15 protein-coding genes are annotated in these 16,246 nt (G+C 61.1%); 8 read left to right on the top strand and 7 right to left on the bottom strand.

Features of this window, described 5'->3' with window-relative positions:
- Window positions 1-5 precede the first annotated feature (5 nt).
- The 8 genes from CKW16_RS10065 to CKW16_RS10030 all read left to right on the top strand — a co-directional run bounded on the left by CKW16_RS10065 (window position 6) and on the right by CKW16_RS10030 (window position 11,615).
- Window positions 6-950 carry a DUF58 domain-containing protein gene (locus tag CKW16_RS10065; protein WP_095128275.1) on the top strand — a complete coding sequence of 315 codons (945 nt, stop codon included), beginning with the start codon at window positions 6-8 and terminating at the stop codon, window positions 948-950.
- Window positions 947-1,441 carry a DUF4381 domain-containing protein gene (locus tag CKW16_RS10060; protein WP_095128274.1) on the top strand — a complete coding sequence of 165 codons (495 nt, stop codon included), beginning with the start codon at window positions 947-949 and terminating at the stop codon, window positions 1,439-1,441. Before CKW16_RS10065 ends, CKW16_RS10060 begins: the two co-directional genes overlap by 4 nt.
- Window positions 1,434-2,510 (top strand): VWA domain-containing protein, encoded by a 1,077-nt coding sequence (locus tag CKW16_RS10055; protein WP_095128273.1) that lies wholly within the window; start codon window positions 1,434-1,436, stop codon window positions 2,508-2,510. Before CKW16_RS10060 ends, CKW16_RS10055 begins: the two co-directional genes overlap by 8 nt.
- Window positions 2,507-4,246: a tetratricopeptide repeat protein gene (locus CKW16_RS10050; RefSeq protein WP_095128272.1), complete on the top strand. Its 1,740-nt coding sequence runs from the start codon at window positions 2,507-2,509 to the stop codon at window positions 4,244-4,246. Before CKW16_RS10055 ends, CKW16_RS10050 begins: the two co-directional genes overlap by 4 nt.
- On the top strand, window positions 4,243-5,883 hold the full coding sequence (locus CKW16_RS10045) for a BatD family protein (protein WP_095128271.1): 1,641 nt from the start codon (window positions 4,243-4,245) through the stop codon (window positions 5,881-5,883). Before CKW16_RS10050 ends, CKW16_RS10045 begins: the two co-directional genes overlap by 4 nt.
- A 256-nt stretch (window positions 5,884-6,139) precedes the next feature.
- Window positions 6,140-7,384 carry an exonuclease SbcCD subunit D C-terminal domain-containing protein gene (locus tag CKW16_RS10040; protein WP_095128270.1) on the top strand — a complete coding sequence of 415 codons (1,245 nt, stop codon included), beginning with the start codon at window positions 6,140-6,142 and terminating at the stop codon, window positions 7,382-7,384.
- Entirely contained in the window at window positions 7,381-11,022 is a 3,642-nt protein-coding gene (locus tag CKW16_RS10035) for an AAA family ATPase (RefSeq protein WP_095128269.1), read from the top strand. The genes CKW16_RS10040 and CKW16_RS10035 overlap by 4 nt, the downstream gene beginning before the upstream one ends.
- Entirely contained in the window at window positions 11,019-11,615 is a 597-nt protein-coding gene (locus CKW16_RS10030; protein ID WP_095128268.1) for a glutathione S-transferase, read from the top strand. Before CKW16_RS10035 ends, CKW16_RS10030 begins: the two co-directional genes overlap by 4 nt.
- A gap of 165 nt (window positions 11,616-11,780) precedes the next feature.
- Here the strand turns inward: CKW16_RS10030 and CKW16_RS10025 are convergent, their stop codons facing one another.
- From CKW16_RS10025 to CKW16_RS10000, 7 genes are all read right to left on the bottom strand, one after another.
- Window positions 11,781-12,038 (bottom strand): hypothetical protein, encoded by a 258-nt coding sequence (locus CKW16_RS10025; protein WP_095128267.1) that lies wholly within the window; start codon window positions 12,036-12,038, stop codon window positions 11,781-11,783.
- The gene (locus tag CKW16_RS10020) at window positions 12,035-12,247 is read right to left on the bottom strand and encodes a hypothetical protein (protein ID WP_095128266.1); all 213 of its coding nucleotides are present in this window, start codon (window positions 12,245-12,247) and stop codon (window positions 12,035-12,037) included. Before CKW16_RS10020 ends, CKW16_RS10025 begins: the two co-directional genes overlap by 4 nt.
- 115 nt (window positions 12,248-12,362) lie before the next feature.
- Window positions 12,363-12,488: a hypothetical protein gene (locus tag CKW16_RS32495; RefSeq protein ID WP_256580464.1), complete on the bottom strand. Its 126-nt coding sequence runs from the start codon at window positions 12,486-12,488 to the stop codon at window positions 12,363-12,365.
- Window positions 12,489-12,696: 208 nt separating this feature from the next.
- Window positions 12,697-12,876 carry a hypothetical protein gene (locus CKW16_RS10015; protein ID WP_008030101.1) on the bottom strand — a complete coding sequence of 60 codons (180 nt, stop codon included), beginning with the start codon at window positions 12,874-12,876 and terminating at the stop codon, window positions 12,697-12,699.
- A 155-nt stretch (window positions 12,877-13,031) separates the two neighbouring features.
- Complete coding sequence (locus tag CKW16_RS10010; protein WP_095128265.1) at window positions 13,032-14,201, bottom strand: lactonase family protein; 1,170 nt, start codon at window positions 14,199-14,201, stop codon at window positions 13,032-13,034.
- The gene (locus CKW16_RS10005) at window positions 14,194-14,487 is read right to left on the bottom strand and encodes a DUF5629 family protein (RefSeq protein WP_095128264.1); all 294 of its coding nucleotides are present in this window, start codon (window positions 14,485-14,487) and stop codon (window positions 14,194-14,196) included. The genes CKW16_RS10010 and CKW16_RS10005 overlap by 8 nt, the downstream gene beginning before the upstream one ends.
- Before the next feature lie 173 nt (window positions 14,488-14,660).
- Entirely contained in the window at window positions 14,661-16,241 is a 1,581-nt protein-coding gene (locus CKW16_RS10000) for an aldehyde dehydrogenase (NADP(+)) (protein ID WP_095128263.1), read from the bottom strand.
- Between the last annotated feature and the right edge of the window lie 5 nt (window positions 16,242-16,246).

Below are 16,246 nucleotides of genomic sequence, written 5' to 3'. Positions count from 1 at the left end.
CCCCGATGAACGTCATCCTGCCGCCCGAGCCGGGCATCCGTGTCAGCCTCGCCGAGCTGATCGAGATGCGCCATCGTGTGCGTGAAGTGCAACTGTTTTCCACACCGAGCCAGCGCAGCCCGCTGATCGGCCTGCACCACTCCAAACTGCGCGGGCGCGGGGTGGACTTCGATCAGGTGCGGGTCTATCAGGCCGGCGATGACGTGCGAAGCATCGACTGGCGCGTCACCGCCCGCACCCAGGAACCCCACACCAAGCTGTTCCATGAAGAGCGCGAGCGGCCGATTTTCATCATGGTCGAGCAAAGTCGCCGGCTGTTTTTCGGCTCGGGGCTGATGTTCAAATCGGTGCTCGCCGCCCAGGCCGCGAGCCTGATCGGCTGGGCCGCACTGGGTCATAACGATCGGGTCGGCGGACTGGTGTTCGGCAACAATGAACACTATGAAATCAAGCCACGACGCAGCAAACAGAGCCTGCTGCAGTTGCTCAACCGTCTGGTGCGGGTCAATCAGTCGCTGCACACAGAAAACGAGCCGGACCGGGACGCCTTCAACATTGCCCTGCGTCGTGCCCGGGAAGTCCTGCGCCCCGGCAGCCTGGTGATCATAATCTGCGACGAACGCACCCTGACCGAGGGCGCCGAACAACAGCTGAGCCTGTTGTCGCGGCATTGCGATCTATTGCTGCTGCCGGTATCTGACCCTCTCGATCACGCCCTGCCCGCCGCCGGGCTTTTACGCTTCGCCGAACGCGGTGCGCAACTGGAACTCGACACCCTGAATTTCGAGCTGCGCCAGACCTATCGCGCCCAGGCCGAAGCACGCATCGCTCGCTGGGAATTGCTGGCGCAGAAGCTGCGGGTATTGCTAATGCCCCTGAGCACCCAGAGCGAGATGGTTGAACAATTGCGCGAGTACCTGAACCCGCAGAAACCGGGGAAAGGCCGATGAGCAGCCTCGATCAACTGCAACCTCTGATCTCCCCGCCACCGATTGAATTCTGGCCACCGGCACCGGGCTGGTGGCTGTTGCTGGTGTTACTGCCGCTCATCGGTTTCGGTCTGTGGAAGGCAAGGCGCTTCCTTCCGAGCAAGCGTCCGATCGTGCGCGCCGAACAACCGCTGGACCCGGTGCGCCTCGCCGCGCTGGCCGAACTGGCGCGGATGCCCAAACCCTACGACGGCGCGCCGGCCGGCGCCTGGTTGCAGCAACTCAACGGTTTGCTCAAACGCCTGTGCCGCAACCACTACCCCTACAGCCAGAGCCATACCCTCAATGGGCGCAAATGGCTGGCATTCCTCGACAATCGCTGCCCGGCCGCCGGCCTGACCCGCTGGATGGTGCTGGTCGAAGGCGCCTACAAACCCGAATGCAAACTCGACGACAAGGCCATCGCCGGCCTGACTCAAGCGGTCGACACCTGGATTCGTAAACATGTTTGAGTTCGCCTGGCCGTGGATCTTTGCCCTGTTGCCGCTACCCTGGCTGATGCGCATCGTGCTGCCTGTCGCCGACAGTGGCGAGCCGGCGCTCAAAGTCAGCTTCCTCGGTGACCTCGAAGGTCTGGTCCGTCGCCGCGCCCGGGCCAACCTGCCGGCCTGGCGCCAACAGGCACCGTTCATTCTGCTGTGGCTGTTGTTACTGATCGCCGCGGCGCGCCCGCAATGGCTTGGCGAACCGCTGCCCATCGCCGCCAGCGGTCGTGATCTGCTGGTCGCGGTCGACGTGTCCGGCTCGATGGATTACCCCGACATGCAGTGGCAGGACGAAGAAGTCAGTCGACTCACATTGGTTCAGCACTTGCTCGGTGACTTCCTTGAAAGTCGCGATGGCGATCGCGTCGGCCTGATCCTGTTCGGCAGCCAGGCGTATCTGCAAGCACCGCTGACGTTCGACCGGCACACGGTGCGCGTGTGGCTTGACGAAGCGCGGATCGGCATCGCCGGCAAGAACACCGCCATTGGCGATGCCATCGGCCTGGCCCTCAAACGCCTGCGCCAACGCCCGGCACAAAGTCGCGTACTGATTCTGGTCACTGACGGCGCCAACAACGGTGGCCAAATCGATCCGCTCACGGCTGCGCGGCTGGCAGCCAGCGAAGGCGTCAAAATCTACCCGATCGGTATCGGCGCCGATCCGGAGCAAAGCGGCACTTTGGGTTTCCTTGGGGTCAACCCGAGTCTCGACCTCGATGAACCCTCCTTGATGGCGATCGCCGAAGCCACCGGCGGCCAGTATTTCCGCGCCCATGATGACAAGGAGCTGCAAGCGATCAAGGACACCCTCGATAAGCTGGAACCGGTGACCCAGCAACCGACTCAGGCCCGCCCGGCGCAGGCGTTGTACCACTGGCCTTTGGCGATAGCGTTGCTGTTGAGCATGCTGCTGGTGGTTCGCGAGCGCTGGCCGGACAACCCGTTGCGGCGACTGTTCACCAAGGATCTTCTGCAAAATCAACTGCCCGACTGGCGCCAGCGGCTTAAACGCCTGCGTCTGCGGAGGCGCCGATGAGTGCACTCTGGCCGTACTTGTTCCGCCCCTGGTGGTTGCTGTTGTTGCCATTGCTCGGCTGGTTGCTCTGGCAACTCTGGCATCGGCAGAAACGCGCCGGGCGCTGGCAGATGATTCTGCCACCGGCCTTCCATGCGGCATTGCTCAGTGGTGGCAACGGTCGCGACAGCAAATTGCCGTGGGTCATCCTTGGATGTGCCTGGGGGCTGACCGTTCTGGCGCTGCTCGGCCCGAGCTGGGAACGTGTCGAGCAAGCCAGTCAGAAACCCGCCGACCCGCTGGTCGTGGTCCTTGAGCTGACCCCGGAAATGCTCGCCACCGACGTACCACCCAACCGGCTGGAACAGGCCCGGCGCAAACTGTTCGACCTGCTGGAGAACCGCAGTGATGCCCAGACCGCGATCGTTGTCTACGCCGGCAGCGCTCACACGCTGGTGCCGCTGTCGGATGACCTGTCGACCAGCCGCAATCTATTGGATGCCCTCAAGCCTTCGCTGATGCCCCAGGCAGGACATCGCGCCGATCTGGCGGTGACCAAGGCCCTTGCCTTGCTGGAACAGGGCGCCCTCGGTGACGGGCGGATCCTGCTGATCGGTTCAACCTTGACCGAACAGGAACGCCAAGGGATTCAGCAGGCGCTGGACGGCAAGTCGACACAATTTCTGATGCTCGGTATCGGCACTGCCGAAGGGGCGCCGATCACCCAGGAGGACGGCAGCTTTCTGAAGGACGACCAGGGCGCGATTCTGGTGCCACATCTGGACGAACCAAGCCTGAAAGCCTTTGCCAGCGATCTGGACGGACTTTATCGCCACGCGCGCCTGGACGATGCCGACTTGCGCGCACTCGGCTTGCTCGAGGGACCACGCGCGCTGCGCAACGACGGCCAGACCCTACGCCTCGATACGTGGGCCGATCAGGGTTACTGGCTGTTGTTGCCGTTGCTGCTGCTGGCGGCGTGCGCCGGTCGTCGCGGTTGGTTGTTCTGCTTGCCACTGCTGTTTTTGCTGCCACAACCGAGTTATGCCTTCGACTTCAACGATTTGTGGCTGCGCCCCGACCAACAGGGTTTGCACTTGCTCAAGCAGAAACGCCCGGCCGAGGCTGCGCAGCATTTCGAAGATCGACAATGGCAAGGTGTGGCGCTCTACGAGGCAGGCGACTACAGCGGCGCCGCCCAGCGGTTCGCCGAAAGCAGCGACGCCCACGCCCACTACAATCGTGGCAACGCCCTGGCCAAAAGCGGTGAGCTGGAAGCCGCGCTGGATGCCTACGAACAGGCGCTGGAGCGTCAACCGGATTTGCGCCCGGCCCTGACCAACAAGGCGCTGGTGGAAAGTCTGCTCAAGCAGAAAAACACTCCGCCGCCCGTTGCGCCGGACAAAAACGCTGGTAACGAGACTGAGCCCCCCACGCAAGAACCGCCGCCGGGCGCGGCCACGCAACCGTCGGATAAGGGCGAACCGAAAACCGACGGCGAACAAGGCACAAAGGACTCCGAGCAACCGCGCACAACGCCGCCGAAAACCGGCACCAATGAAGTCCCGGGCAGCGAGCTGGGGAATGAAGACAGCACCCGACCACCGATGCGCCCGGCCAGCGACAGCATCGACGGTGAACAGCGCCAGGCGCTGGAGCAATGGCTGCGCAAGATCCCGGATGACCCGGGTGAATTGCTCAGACGCAAATTCTGGTACGAACAGCAACAACATCAGGATCAGGAAAAAACTCGATGACCCGCTTCACCACTTTCTTGCTCGCATTGCTGCTTTGCACTGTTCAGGCTCAGGCTGCGGGGCTGGTCGCCAGTGTGGATCGCAGTCGCCTGAACAGCGGCGAAACGATTGAACTGACCCTGGAAACCAACGACGTGACGCAGTTCGGCAAGCCTGATCTGACACCGCTGGAGCCGCTGTTCGACGTGCGTGGCAGCCGTCAGGTCAACCAGTTGACCACCCTGAATGGCGACAACCGCGCGACCACCCGCTGGATCATCACCCTGCTGCCTCGGCAGAACGGCAGCGTGGTGATTCCGTCGCTGCAACTGGGTGACGTGCAGAGCCAGCCGATCACCGTGCAAGTGGTCGAGACCGAAACCCAAGACAGCCCGACCCAACGGGACCCGGTGTTCATCGACGCCAGCCTCGATCAAAACAGCGTGTACGTACAAGCCCAGGCGATCCTGACCTTGCGCATCTACCATTCGGTGTCGCTGTACGACGACAGCAGCCTGCCCCCTTTGCAAATCCCCGATGTGCGCATCGAGCAACTGGGCGAGGCGCGCACCTACGAGAAAGACATCAATGGCCTGCGCCACGGCGTGATCGAGATGCGCTACGCAATCTACCCGCAACACAGCGGTGAGTTGATCATTCCGCCGCAGATATTCAATGCCGCACTCGTGGACGCACAGCCCGCCAAGGACTCCGCCGCCCAGGCACCGAAATCCGGCAAATTGATGCGGGTCAGCTCCGCCGAGATTCTGCTGACGGTCAAGGCCAAACCCATCACCTACCCGGCCGACGTGCCATGGCTGCCGGCCCGTAGCCTCAGCCTGAGCGAAAGCTGGAACCCGGAACCGGATCATGCGCAGGTGGGTGATTCGTTGACCCGCAGCCTGACGGTAAAGGCTGAAGGCCTGGACAGTTCGCAATTGCCGCCGCTGCCCGCCACCGACGTCAACGGTTTGCGGCGCTACCCGGATCAACCGGTGCTGGGCAACCAGAACAGCGAGCGCGGGCTGATCGGCAGTCGCGAAGACCGTGAAGCGCTGGTACCCACGCGTAGCGGCGCAATCGAGTTGCCAGCGGTCGAAGTGATCTGGTGGAACACCTTCGAGGACCACCTCGACCACAGCAGCCTGCCGGCCCGAACCCTGCCAGTGGTGAATAATCCGAGCCTGATGGTCGACACCCCGGCCGGCCTGCCTCAAGTCTTTTCCGCGGCCGACAACGAAGCCCTCTGGTGGTGGAAACTCAGCAGCCTGATCCTGGCCTGCACCACCCTGCTGGGCTTCGGTCTCTGGTGGCGCGCCCGCTGGCAACCGGCGATCCTGCGCGCGGCGCAGACCGGCCCGAGCCCGCGCACCGTGCTCGACGATCTCAAGCGCGCCTGTCAGGCCAACGACTCCCACGCCACCCGCCAGGCCCTCGACGCCTGGGCCCGGCAACAACCGGAAACCCTGGCCGACATGGCGGCGCGGTTTGTGCCGTTGTCCGACGCCCTCGATGGCTTGAACGGCGCGCTCTACAGCGAAACCGGCCAGCATTGGCAAGGTGACGATCTGTGGCGGGCGATCAAGGCGATTCCGATTGCCGAGCGGGTTCAGGATCCAGTGGGCGACAGTGGCCTGCCGCCGCTTTACCCCAAATAACCCCTGCCACCGCATTCCCTGTAGCAGCTGGCGAAGCCTGCGTCCGGCTGCGCAGCAGTCGTAAAATCGGCATATGCGGTGTGTCAGGAAGACCGTGCAGCAGAATTCACGACTGCTGCGCAGCCGGACGCAGGCTTCGCCAGCTGCTACAGGTTGTGGCGTTGGCCACATCTAGCGTGTTTGCCAGTAAACTCTCCCTCCTTTAGCCGCCATCATTTTCCTCGCGGCCATCACCTTATTTCCTACGGAGTTCACCTTGCGTCTGTTTCACACCTCCGACTGGCACCTCGGGCAGAACCTGCACGGCCAGGAACGCGATTTCGAACACGCCTGCTTTCTCGAATGGCTGCTGCGCCAGCTGAAGCTGGACCAGCCAGACGTGCTGCTGATCGCCGGCGATATCTTCGACACGGTCAACCCACCAGTCAAAGCCCAGGAGCGTCTCTACGATTTCATCGTCAGCGCCCATGAACAACAACCGAAGCTGACCATCGTGATGATCGCCGGCAACCACGATTCCGGCTCGCGCATTGAACTGCCCGCGCCGTTGATGCGGCGTTTGCGCACGCATGCGCTGGGCCGTGTGCTGTGGCTGGATGACGGTCAACTCGACGCCGAACGCCTGTTGCTGCCATTACCGGATGCCAAGGGCAAAACCGTCGCCTGGTGCCTGGCGCTGCCGTTCCTGCGACCCGCCGAAGTGACCGGTGCGCATTTGGGTGACAACTACCTGCGCGGTATCGGTCAGGTTCACGAATGGCTGATCGAAGCGGCCAATACCAAGCGCAAACCAGGTCAGGCGCTGATCGCTATCAGCCACGCGCACATGGCCGGCGGTTCGGTCTCGGAAGACTCCGAGCGCAGCCTGATCATCGGCAACGCCGAAGCGCTGCCCGCCAGCCTGTTCGGGCCGAGCATCAGTTACGTCGCCCTCGGCCACTTGCACAAGCCGCAGAAGGTCAATGGTGAAGAGCGCATCCGCTACAGCGGCTCGCCGATTCCGTTGTCGTTCTCCGAGATTGGCTATCAGCACCAGATTCTCGACATCACACTCAAGGGCGAGACCCTGGTCAGCGTCGAACCCAAACTGATCCCCAGGGCGGTGAATCTGCAACGCATCGGTCCGGCGCCATTGGCGGAAATCCTGCTGCAACTGGCCGACTTGCCGAACATTGACCTGCTGGCCGATATCCAGCGCCAGCCGTGGCTGGAAGTTCGAGTCCGTCTCGATGAGCCGCAACCCGACTTGCGTTATCAAGTGGAAACCGCCCTGCAAGGCAAAGCCGTGCGTCTGGTGCGGATCGCCGCTGAATATGCCGGCAGTGGCAGCCGCGATGGCGTCGATGACGGCACGACCTTGATCGAACTCGACCAGCTCACGCCTCAGGAACTGTTCAGCCGCGCCTGGCAGGACAACTACGGCAGCGAGGTCGATGAGCAAACCCTCAAGGACTTCGCCGAGCTGTTGCAAGACGTGCAGATGGAGAGCGAACAAGCATGAAGATCCTCGCGATCCGCCTGAAAAACCTCGCCTCACTGGCCGGGCCTTTTGAAATCGACTTTACCGCTGAGCCGTTGGCCAGCGCCGGTCTGTTCGCGATCACCGGGCCGACCGGCGCCGGCAAAAGCACTTTGCTCGACGCCTTGTGCCTGGCGCTGTTCGGTGCTGTGCCTCGGCTGAGCAATGCTCAGGTGTCTGCCAAAGCGCCAGACGCCGACGGCGAGATCAGCACTGGCGACCCTCGCACACTGCTGCGTCGCGGCACGGGTGAAGGTTATGCCGAAGTAGATTTCGTTGGCATCGATGGCCGTCGCTACCGCGCTCGCTGGGAGGCTAATCGCGCCCGCGAGAAGGCCGGCGGCAAGCTGCAAGCCAGCCGTCAGAGTTTGCGCGACATCGATCTGGATCAACTGCTGGCCAGTCAGAAAGTTGAATTCAAAACTCAGCTCGAGTCCGTACTGGGCTTGAACTTTGAGCAATTCACTCGCGCGGTGCTGCTGGCCCAGAGCGAATTCAGTGCTTTTCTCAAGGCTAACGACAACGAACGTAGCGAACTGCTGGAAAAACTCACCGACACCGCGCTCTATACGCGCCTCGGTCGCCGGGCGTTCGACAAAACCAAAGAGGCTCGCGAAGCCCACAAGCTGCTGCAGGACCAGGCCACTGGCGTGACGCCATTGTCACCAGAAGCCCGGGCGGAACTCGATGAACGCTTCAACGAGGCTCAGCAACAACTCAAGACCCAGCAAGCGCAACTCAAGCAATTGGAACTGCAACACACCTGGCTCAAGGATTTGCGCCAGTTGCAGGACGAGCAGCAGAGCGCCACCGAACAGCTGCAATCGGCCCGGCAGCACTGGGAAGGTCTGGCCGGCGAACGTTTGAAGCTGACTCGCCTGGAGCAACTGGCCCCGCAACGGCACCAGTTCGCCCGCAAAACAGAACTCACTGCCCAGCTCACACCGCTGGCCGCGCAGATTCAGCAGCACACCCGACAGCAAACCGAACTGAATGAGCGCCAGGCGCAACTCGAACACAGCCTGAGTGCTGCACAGACCGCGCTGGTCGAGGCCCAAAGCCAACACACCTCATGCGCTCCACTGCTGCGTCAGGCCTTCGAAGCGCAAAGCACCCTCGCCCGTCTGGTCAAGGATGCAAGCCTCAGTGCCGACCTCAAGCAGCAGGCGGAACTGGCCTGCACTCAGGGCCAAAACACGATCCAAGGTTTGCTCGACCAACAGAAACAGGTCGCCGAACGTTTGCAGCGGATTGCTGGGGAGCTTGAGCAAAGCACCCCACTGGCGCCGTTGAGCGATGCCTGGAACGCCTACCGTGATCGCCTGCAACAGCTGATGCTGATCGGCAATCGCCTGAACAAGGGCCAGGCCGAACTGGCCGCCCTGGAACAGAGCGCCGCTCGCGCTGCCGAGGACCTGTCCACTCAGCGCCAGAGCCTTGAAGTGCTGTACAAGGAGGCCGGCGCCGAACCGGAAGCGGTGGCCGAGCAGATCCGGATTCTCGGCAGTCTGTTGCAAGACAACCGCAAACAGCAGCGGGCCTTTGAAGAACTGACGCGCCTGTGGGCCAGTCAGCAGGAACTGGACAAGCGCGCGTCCGAACTCCAGCAGCGCCAGCTGAGCGCTCAGCAAGAACGAGAACGTCTGACCCAGGACGGCGTGAAAGCCAAGAACGAATTGGTCGTTGCCGAACAGACCCTGACCGTCACCCGCGAACTGCTGGAACGCCAGCGTCTGGCCCGCAGCGCCAGCGTCGAAGAACTGCGCGAGCAGTTGCAGGACGATCAGCCGTGCCCGGTCTGTGGCAGCCCCGACCATCCCTATCATCAGCCCGAAGCCCTGCTGCAGAGCCTTGGCCGGCATGATGAAAGCGAACAGGCCAACGCCCAGAAAGCCGTCGACCTGTTGAAAGAAAAGCTCACTGAACTGCGCGCTGAAGTGGGCGGCGTGATTGCGCAGCAAAAGGAGTTGCTGCAACAGCAAGAACACCTCGCGACCCAGCAGCAGAGCCTGGCACCGAGCCTTGAAGCACATCCGTTATCTGCGCAGCTGTTGACGCAGGATGCGGCTAAACGCGATGCCTGGCTGGTGCAGCAAAACAACCAGCTGAACCAAAGCATCACTCAGGACGAACAACGGCAAACCGCCCTGCTCACCCTGCAACAGGACGCCGCGCGCCTTCAACAGCAACTGCGTAGCGCTGAAACGGCGAGCCAGCAAGCTGCCCAGCACCTGGCCAACCAGCAACGTGAGTTGAGCAGTGATCGCCAGCGTCTGGATGAAGAGTTGACAGCGTTCAGCACCCTGCTCCCGGCCGATACGCTGCAAGCCTTGCGCAACGAACCGGCTGCGACCTTCATGCAACTGGACCGGCAGATCGCCCAGCGTCTGGAACAACTCGATCAGCAACGCGATGAACTCGGCGAACAGCAACAACGGCAGCAGACGCTGGAGAAAGAACAGGACCGCCAACTCACTCGCCTCCAGCAATTGGAAACGGCCCAAAAACAGTTCGCCACCCTCGCCGACCAGCAACAGGACTGCCAGCAAAAACTCACGCAATTGCTCGGCGAACACAGCAGCGCCGAGCAGTGGCAGCAGCAACTGGATCAAGCCGTCGAACAGGCGCGCAATGCTGAAGCGACGGCCAATCAGGAACTGCAAACCGTGCGTACGCGGCTGGTGCAACTGGGCGCCGAACTCAAGGCCCAGCAGGAACGTTCGCAGGCACTGGAAACCGAAGATCGCGAGCTGAGCAGCAAGATTGCCGACTGGCGCGCATTGCATCCGGAACTGGATGATGGTGGTCTGGAGGATCTGCTGAGTGTCGACGACCAGCAGGTCAGCGAACTGCGTCAGCAATTGCAGCAAAGCGAAAAAGCCATCGAACAGACCAAGGTTCTGTTGCAGGAACGCGATCAGCGTCTGCTCAATCACCAGGCACAGCACAACGGTAATCTCGACGCCGAACAACTGGCGACAGCGCTTGCCGAGCTGCAAAACCTGTTCACCGCCAGCGAACACCGTTGCGCTGAACTGCGCGCCGAACAGGCTGAGGATCAGCGCCGGCAAAACGCCAATCAGGCCCTTGCGCAGCAGATTGCCGACGCCTACACCGAATACCAGCGCTGGGCACGTTTAAATGCGCTGATCGGTTCGGCCACGGGCGACACCTTCCGCAAGATCGCCCAGGCTTACAACCTCGACCTGCTTGTGCATCACGCCAACGTTCAGTTGCGCCAACTGGTGCGGCGCTATCGCCTCAAACGTGGCGGCAGCATGCTCGGTTTGTTGGTGATGGACACCGAAATGGGCGATGAACTGCGTTCGGTGCATTCGTTGTCCGGCGGCGAGACGTTCCTGGTGTCGCTGGCTCTGGCGCTCGGTTTGGCGTCCATGGCATCGAGCACGCTGAAAATCGAATCGCTGTTCATCGATGAAGGCTTCGGTAGCCTTGATCCGGAATCCCTGCAACTGGCCATGGATGCTCTCGACGGCTTGCAAGCGCAGGGACGAAAAGTCGCGGTGATTTCACACGTGCAGGAAATGCATGAACGGATTCCGGTGCAGATTCAGGTCCGCCGTCAGGGCAACGGCCTGAGTACGCTGGAGGTGAAATGAATACGCTGTATTCCTTCCGCCGCTGCCCCTACGCGATGCGGGCGCGCATGGCCCTGCGCTACTCCGGCGTGGCGGTGAACATTGTCGAGGTCAGCCTGAAGGCCAAACCTGCCGAAATGCTGGCGCTGTCGAGTAAAGGCACGGTGCCAGTGCTGAGCGTCGACGGTCAGGTGATTGAGGAAAGCCTGGCGATCATGCACTGGGCCCTGGCGCAGAACGATCCGCAGGATTGGTTGCTCAAGGATGACCCTGTCGGGCAGCAACTCATCGCCGACCTGATCGAAGAAAACGATCAGGTGTTCAAGGTGCACTTGAATCGCTACAAGTACGCCGAACGATATCCCGAGCAGCCGATAACGTTTTATCGCGCCGAGGGCGAGGTGTTTTTGCGCAGGCTCGATGAGTTGCTGGAGGGACGCGACTACTTGCTGGCCGAGCATCCGAGCCTTGCGGATGTGGCGCTGATGCCGTTCGTGCGGCAGTTCGCCCATGTGGATCGCGAGTGGTTCGGGCAGACGCCCTATCACCGTTTGCAGGCTTGGTTGCAGCGGTTTCTGGAGTCGGAACTATTTACTGGCGTGATGGGCAAGTAGCCGCGCCGATCCCTGTAGCAGCTGGCGAAGCCTGCGTTCGGCTGCGCAGCAGTCGTGAAACCAGAACATGCGGTCTTCCAGGTAGATCTGACATACAGGATTTACGACTGCTTCGCAGCCGAACGCAGGCTTCGCCAGCTGCTACAGGGGGCGCGTCTAGGCGACTCAGGCGAACACTTCACACATCTGCAACACCGAGCAATCCACGTGGAACGGCCCGAAGAAATCGTCCTGGCGTTCGATTGGCGGATTGCCGGCCAACAGCCCCAGGGCCTTCGCGGTTTCAATGTTGCGAGCCAGGTTGTGATTCGCTTCGATAGTCCGTGCCACCGACCCCGCCGAGCCCTGTCCGATACCCAGCAAGGAAGATCCATTGGTCATGAACGCCAGGAAGGCGATGACCCAAAGTCTGTGCCCTTTCATTCCCCGGCGACTCCTGCGAGTTCAGCCTGATCGACCATCGCGGTTTGCGAACGGTGTTCAAACTGGATGCCGGGATAAGCGACTTGAATCGGCGCATCGAGGGTCTGTTGCGATTGAGGCGAGAGGCTGACAACCAGCACCATGGCCACGTAAAGAGCGATAGCCAGGTAGGCGCCGTGTTTGGCAGAAGTGATGATTGCGCTGGCCATGATGTTCTCCGCAGGCATGTTTCGATGCCCACAGAATCGATCAAAAAAGCGGTGATAACCACTCAGGGTTATCCATAGTGACCATCAGCTTCGTTGATCATTAAGCCAGACTATTTCAGTCTTCAATAAAACTCATCATGCGCTCGCGGGCCGCATCCGGCTCGTCTGGAACGGGCTGGGCAGCCGAAAGAATGGGGGTGGAATAGAGAAACAGAAGAACCACGGCCAGACGCATTGCCATGCTGTCGATCCTTATCATGAGAAGGAGTCAAAAAATCAGCGTCAAATTTAAACTTATGGCCATGTGATATCAAGCAATACATTGATAGCAATATGATGCTGTCGTAAACGCGTTATGCAGGAGCGACATCACTCAGGTTTCTCGAAGCGTTTCAGCTCGATCGGCGCAAGTGACTTCGCTCCTGCATAAAGGGTGCAGGGGTCAAATTTCAGGCTTGGGTCTTGTGATCCAGAGCCGCGTAAAAGTTGGCACTCTGTTGCAGGTATTTCTGGGTGTAGCTTTGGGCGTGGGATTTTTTGTCGCTGATTTCAACGTTGGCGCTGGCTGGCAGAGCAACGGTGGCGGAGATTGCAGAAGCAGCGATTACGGAGAAGAGATTGAAGTTCATGGCGGTGTTCCTCAGATTCAGTTGGCTTGCTTGCCCGGTGGGGCCGTGAAGCAAACTTAACCTTCGAGGTTGGCGCCTTGAAATCTTTTGTAGCATTAGCAGATATCAGCGTCATTAATAGAAGGATGCAGGCCCCATCAACCGGGGCCTGCGGCCTATTGACGCACCATGAACTTGAGGTCGCTCGGGGCGTCCATCGGCAGTTTTTGCACGGTTTTACCCAGCAGGCCTGTCTTTGAATCGCGTTCGACGACGACAATCTGGTTGCTTTTCTGATTGGCGATCAACAAGAACTTGCCACTCGGATCGAGGCTGAACTCACGCGGGTGATCACCTTCAACGGAACGGCGCTGCAGCTCCTTGAGGTGCCCGCTCGCAGGATCGATGGAAAACACCAGCAGCTGATTGGCGGTGCCACGGTTGCTGACGTAGAGGAACTTGCCATCGCGCGACGCGTGAAGCGCAGCGGCTGCCTTGTCCGAAACGGGCTGACCCGTCGCCAACTCGACCATTTGCGTTTGCTTGAGTTGGCCGTCCTTGTAATCGAACACCGCAACCTGCGCACTCATTTCCATGGTCAGCCACGCGTGCTTGCCATCGGCGCTGAACAGCAGATGACGCGGCCCGCTGCCGGGTGGCAACTGGACAGACGCCGGTGTAGCGGCGATCAAGGGCAGTTCCGGGTTGGCCTTGGGGTCGAAGCGGTAGGCAAAGATCTTGTCGGCGCCCAGGTCATTGGAGAACACATACTTACCGTCCGGCGACGAAACCGTGGAATGCACGTGCGCCGACATCTGCCGCTCGGGATTGACCCGGCTCGATGGATGGCTGCTCATCTGCACCACGGGTTTGAGTTTGCCGTCGGCGTCCACCGGCAATACCGCCAGGGTGCCGCCCGGATCTTCAGACACCGAATAGTTGCTGACAAACAGGTGACTGGCTTCAACGCCGAGGCTCGAATGAGTCGGCTCGTTGCCCAGGCTTTGCACCTGATTGATCAGGCTCAGTTCATGAGTTTTGGGATCAATCGCATAACTGCTGACGCACCCTACCGGATCGGTCTGTCCCGGGCCGTTTTCGTTGACCACGAACAGGTGACGCTGATCCTTGGACAGAGTCAGCCAGGATGGGTTTTCGCTCTTGACCACTTGCAGCGGCTTGGCATCGATCTGCCCGGTAACGCTGTCGAAGTTCAGGCGATAAATCCCCTGGCTCTGACCGGCTGTGTAGGAGCCGACCAGCAACTGATAGTCGTCGGCCGACGCAACCTGAAAGCCCATCGCGCCGAAGCTGCCGGCCATCAACAGTGGCCAGAGCTTACGCATCCTCATTCACTTCCTCGTCGTCATCACCGCGGAACGCGGTCATGCACACCAACCGGTGCTCGCCGGAACTGCCGGTGATCAGCCAGCTTTGCAGGGTTGGATCGAAGGTCGCGGCCTCGACTTCGGCCGGGGTGAACTCCCAGTGCTTGGACACACGACCGTCCAGGCATTCGATGTGCAGGTTATCGTCTTCATCGAGGGAGAATTCGAAGGCGTGTAGCCCGTCGATTTCCACCATATCGCAGTGTTCGAGGATGGCGAGCAAGGTGTCGGTTGGGGCAGTCATGGCAGTCAATCTTTGAATGGGAAAGACGCAATGATAGCTCATCACACCGCAATGATCGTTCCCACGCTCTGCGTGGGAATGCCTCTTCGGACGCTCTGCGTTCGGCTTTGAAGGGACGCGGAGCGTCCCGGGCTGCATTCCCACGCAGAGCGTGGGAACGATCAGTCACAGGATTACAACGCTTCGCGGGACGGTTGGCCGTCCACCAGGCGTTGAATGCGCAATGGGTTAGCATTCTTCAACGCATCCGGCAGCAGGCTGTCGGGGTAGTTCTGGAAGCATACCGGACGCAGGAAACGGTCGATGGCCAGCGTGCCCACCGACGTGCCGCGCGCATCGGAAGTTGCCGGATACGGCCCGCCATGGACCATCGAATCGCAGACTTCCACGCCGGTCGGATAACCGTTGAGCAGGATCCGCCCGACCTTCTGTTCCAACAACGGCGTCAGCTCAGCGAACTGTTCGAAATCCGCCGGTTCGCCAATGATCGTCGCCGTCAGCTGCCCATGCAGACCATTCAACGCGGCGCTGAGTTGCGCCTGATCGGCGACTTCGACGAACACCGTGGTCGGGCCAAACACTTCTTCCTGCAGCACTTCATCGCCATTGATCAACAGGCTTACATCGGCCTTGAACAGCTGCGGCTGAGCCAGATTGCCCTGCTGTGGCTGGCCGACCAGATGCTCGATGCCCGGATGCGCGAGGAGTTTTTGCAGGCCTTTGCCATAGCTGCTCAGGGTCCCGGCATTGAGCATGGTTTGCGCCGGCTGATCGCCGACCAGGCCCGCCACCTGTTGCACGAACGCGCTGAACTGCGGAGAGCGAATACCGATCACCAAACCGGGATTGGTGCAGAACTGACCACAGCCCTGAACCACCGAAGCGGTCAGGTCACGGGCGACCGATTCGGCGCGAACTTGCAGTGCCTGCGGCAAAACGATCACCGGGTTGATACTCGACATCTCGGCGAACACCGGAATCGGCTGCGCACGTGCGGCAGCCATGTCACACAACGCACGGCCGCCCTTGAGCGAACCAGTAAAGCCTACCGCCTGAATCGCCGGATGCTTGACCAGCGCTTCGCCGACCCCACCGCCGTAGATCATGTTGAACACGCCGGCCGGCATGCCGGTTTTTTCTGCGGCGTGGATGATCGCGTCGGCCACCCGTTCAGCGGTGGCCATGTGACCGCTGTGCGCCTTGAACACCACCGGGCAACCGGCGGCCAACGCTGACGCGGTGTCGCCGCCCGCGGTGGAGAACGCCAACGGAAAGTTGCTCGCACCAAACACCGCGACTGGCCCAAGGCCGATGCGGTATTGGCGCAGGTCCGGACGCGGCAGCGGTTGGCGCTCCGGCAGTGCCTGATCAATCCGCGCGCCGTAGAAATCACCGCGACGCAGCACCTTGGCGAACAGGCGCATCTGGCCGCTGGTGCGGCCGCGTTCGCCTTGAATGCGTGCCGCTGGCAGCGCGGTTTCGCGGCAGACCAGTGCTACAAAGTCATCACCCAGCGCGTCCAGTTCATCGGCAATCGCGTCGAGGAACTCGGCACGTTTGGCGGCACTCAGGCTGCGGTAGACCGGATAGGCGCCGGCGGCAGCTTTGGCGGCACAGTCGACCTCTTCAAAAGTGGCCTGGTGGAAACTGTAAGGCAGCTGATCGCCCGTGCTGGCATCAACGCTGTTGACGATGATGGTGCCAGCCGCGGCGCGCTGGCCGCCGATGAAGTTGTGCCCAAGAATCTGGGTCATAGGAG

It is taken from the genome of Pseudomonas sp. Irchel s3h14 (assembly GCF_900187425.1).
Taxonomy (GTDB): Bacteria; Pseudomonadota; Gammaproteobacteria; order Pseudomonadales; family Pseudomonadaceae; genus Aquipseudomonas.
Note: the sequence above shows the minus strand (reverse complement) of the source record. Positions and strands in the feature narration are given on the sequence as shown.

Excerpts from the sequence above, each read along its gene's own strand:
- CKW16_RS10065 (WP_095128275.1), top strand. The coding sequence starts at position 6 with ATGAACGTCATCCTGCCGCCCGAGCCGGGCATCCGTGTCAGCCTCGCC.
- CKW16_RS10060 (WP_095128274.1), top strand. The coding sequence starts at position 947 with ATGAGCAGCCTCGATCAACTGCAACCTCTGATCTCCCCGCCACCGATT.
- CKW16_RS10055 (WP_095128273.1), top strand. The coding sequence starts at position 1,434 with ATGTTTGAGTTCGCCTGGCCGTGGATCTTTGCCCTGTTGCCGCTACCC.
- CKW16_RS10050 (WP_095128272.1), top strand. The coding sequence starts at position 2,507 with ATGAGTGCACTCTGGCCGTACTTGTTCCGCCCCTGGTGGTTGCTGTTG.
- CKW16_RS10045 (WP_095128271.1), top strand. The coding sequence starts at position 4,243 with ATGACCCGCTTCACCACTTTCTTGCTCGCATTGCTGCTTTGCACTGTT.
- CKW16_RS10035 (WP_095128269.1), top strand. The coding sequence starts at position 7,381 with ATGAAGATCCTCGCGATCCGCCTGAAAAACCTCGCCTCACTGGCCGGG.
- CKW16_RS10030 (WP_095128268.1), top strand. The coding sequence starts at position 11,019 with ATGAATACGCTGTATTCCTTCCGCCGCTGCCCCTACGCGATGCGGGCG.
- CKW16_RS10025 (WP_095128267.1), bottom strand. The coding sequence starts at position 12,038 with ATGAAAGGGCACAGACTTTGGGTCATCGCCTTCCTGGCGTTCATGACC.
- CKW16_RS10020 (WP_095128266.1), bottom strand. The coding sequence starts at position 12,247 with ATGGCCAGCGCAATCATCACTTCTGCCAAACACGGCGCCTACCTGGCT.
- CKW16_RS32495 (WP_256580464.1), bottom strand. The coding sequence starts at position 12,488 with ATGGCAATGCGTCTGGCCGTGGTTCTTCTGTTTCTCTATTCCACCCCC.
- CKW16_RS10015 (WP_008030101.1), bottom strand. The coding sequence starts at position 12,876 with ATGAACTTCAATCTCTTCTCCGTAATCGCTGCTTCTGCAATCTCCGCC.
- CKW16_RS10010 (WP_095128265.1), bottom strand. The coding sequence starts at position 14,201 with ATGCGTAAGCTCTGGCCACTGTTGATGGCCGGCAGCTTCGGCGCGATG.
- CKW16_RS10005 (WP_095128264.1), bottom strand. The coding sequence starts at position 14,487 with ATGACTGCCCCAACCGACACCTTGCTCGCCATCCTCGAACACTGCGAT.
- CKW16_RS10000 (WP_095128263.1), bottom strand. The coding sequence starts at position 16,241 with ATGACCCAGATTCTTGGGCACAACTTCATCGGCGGCCAGCGCGCCGCG.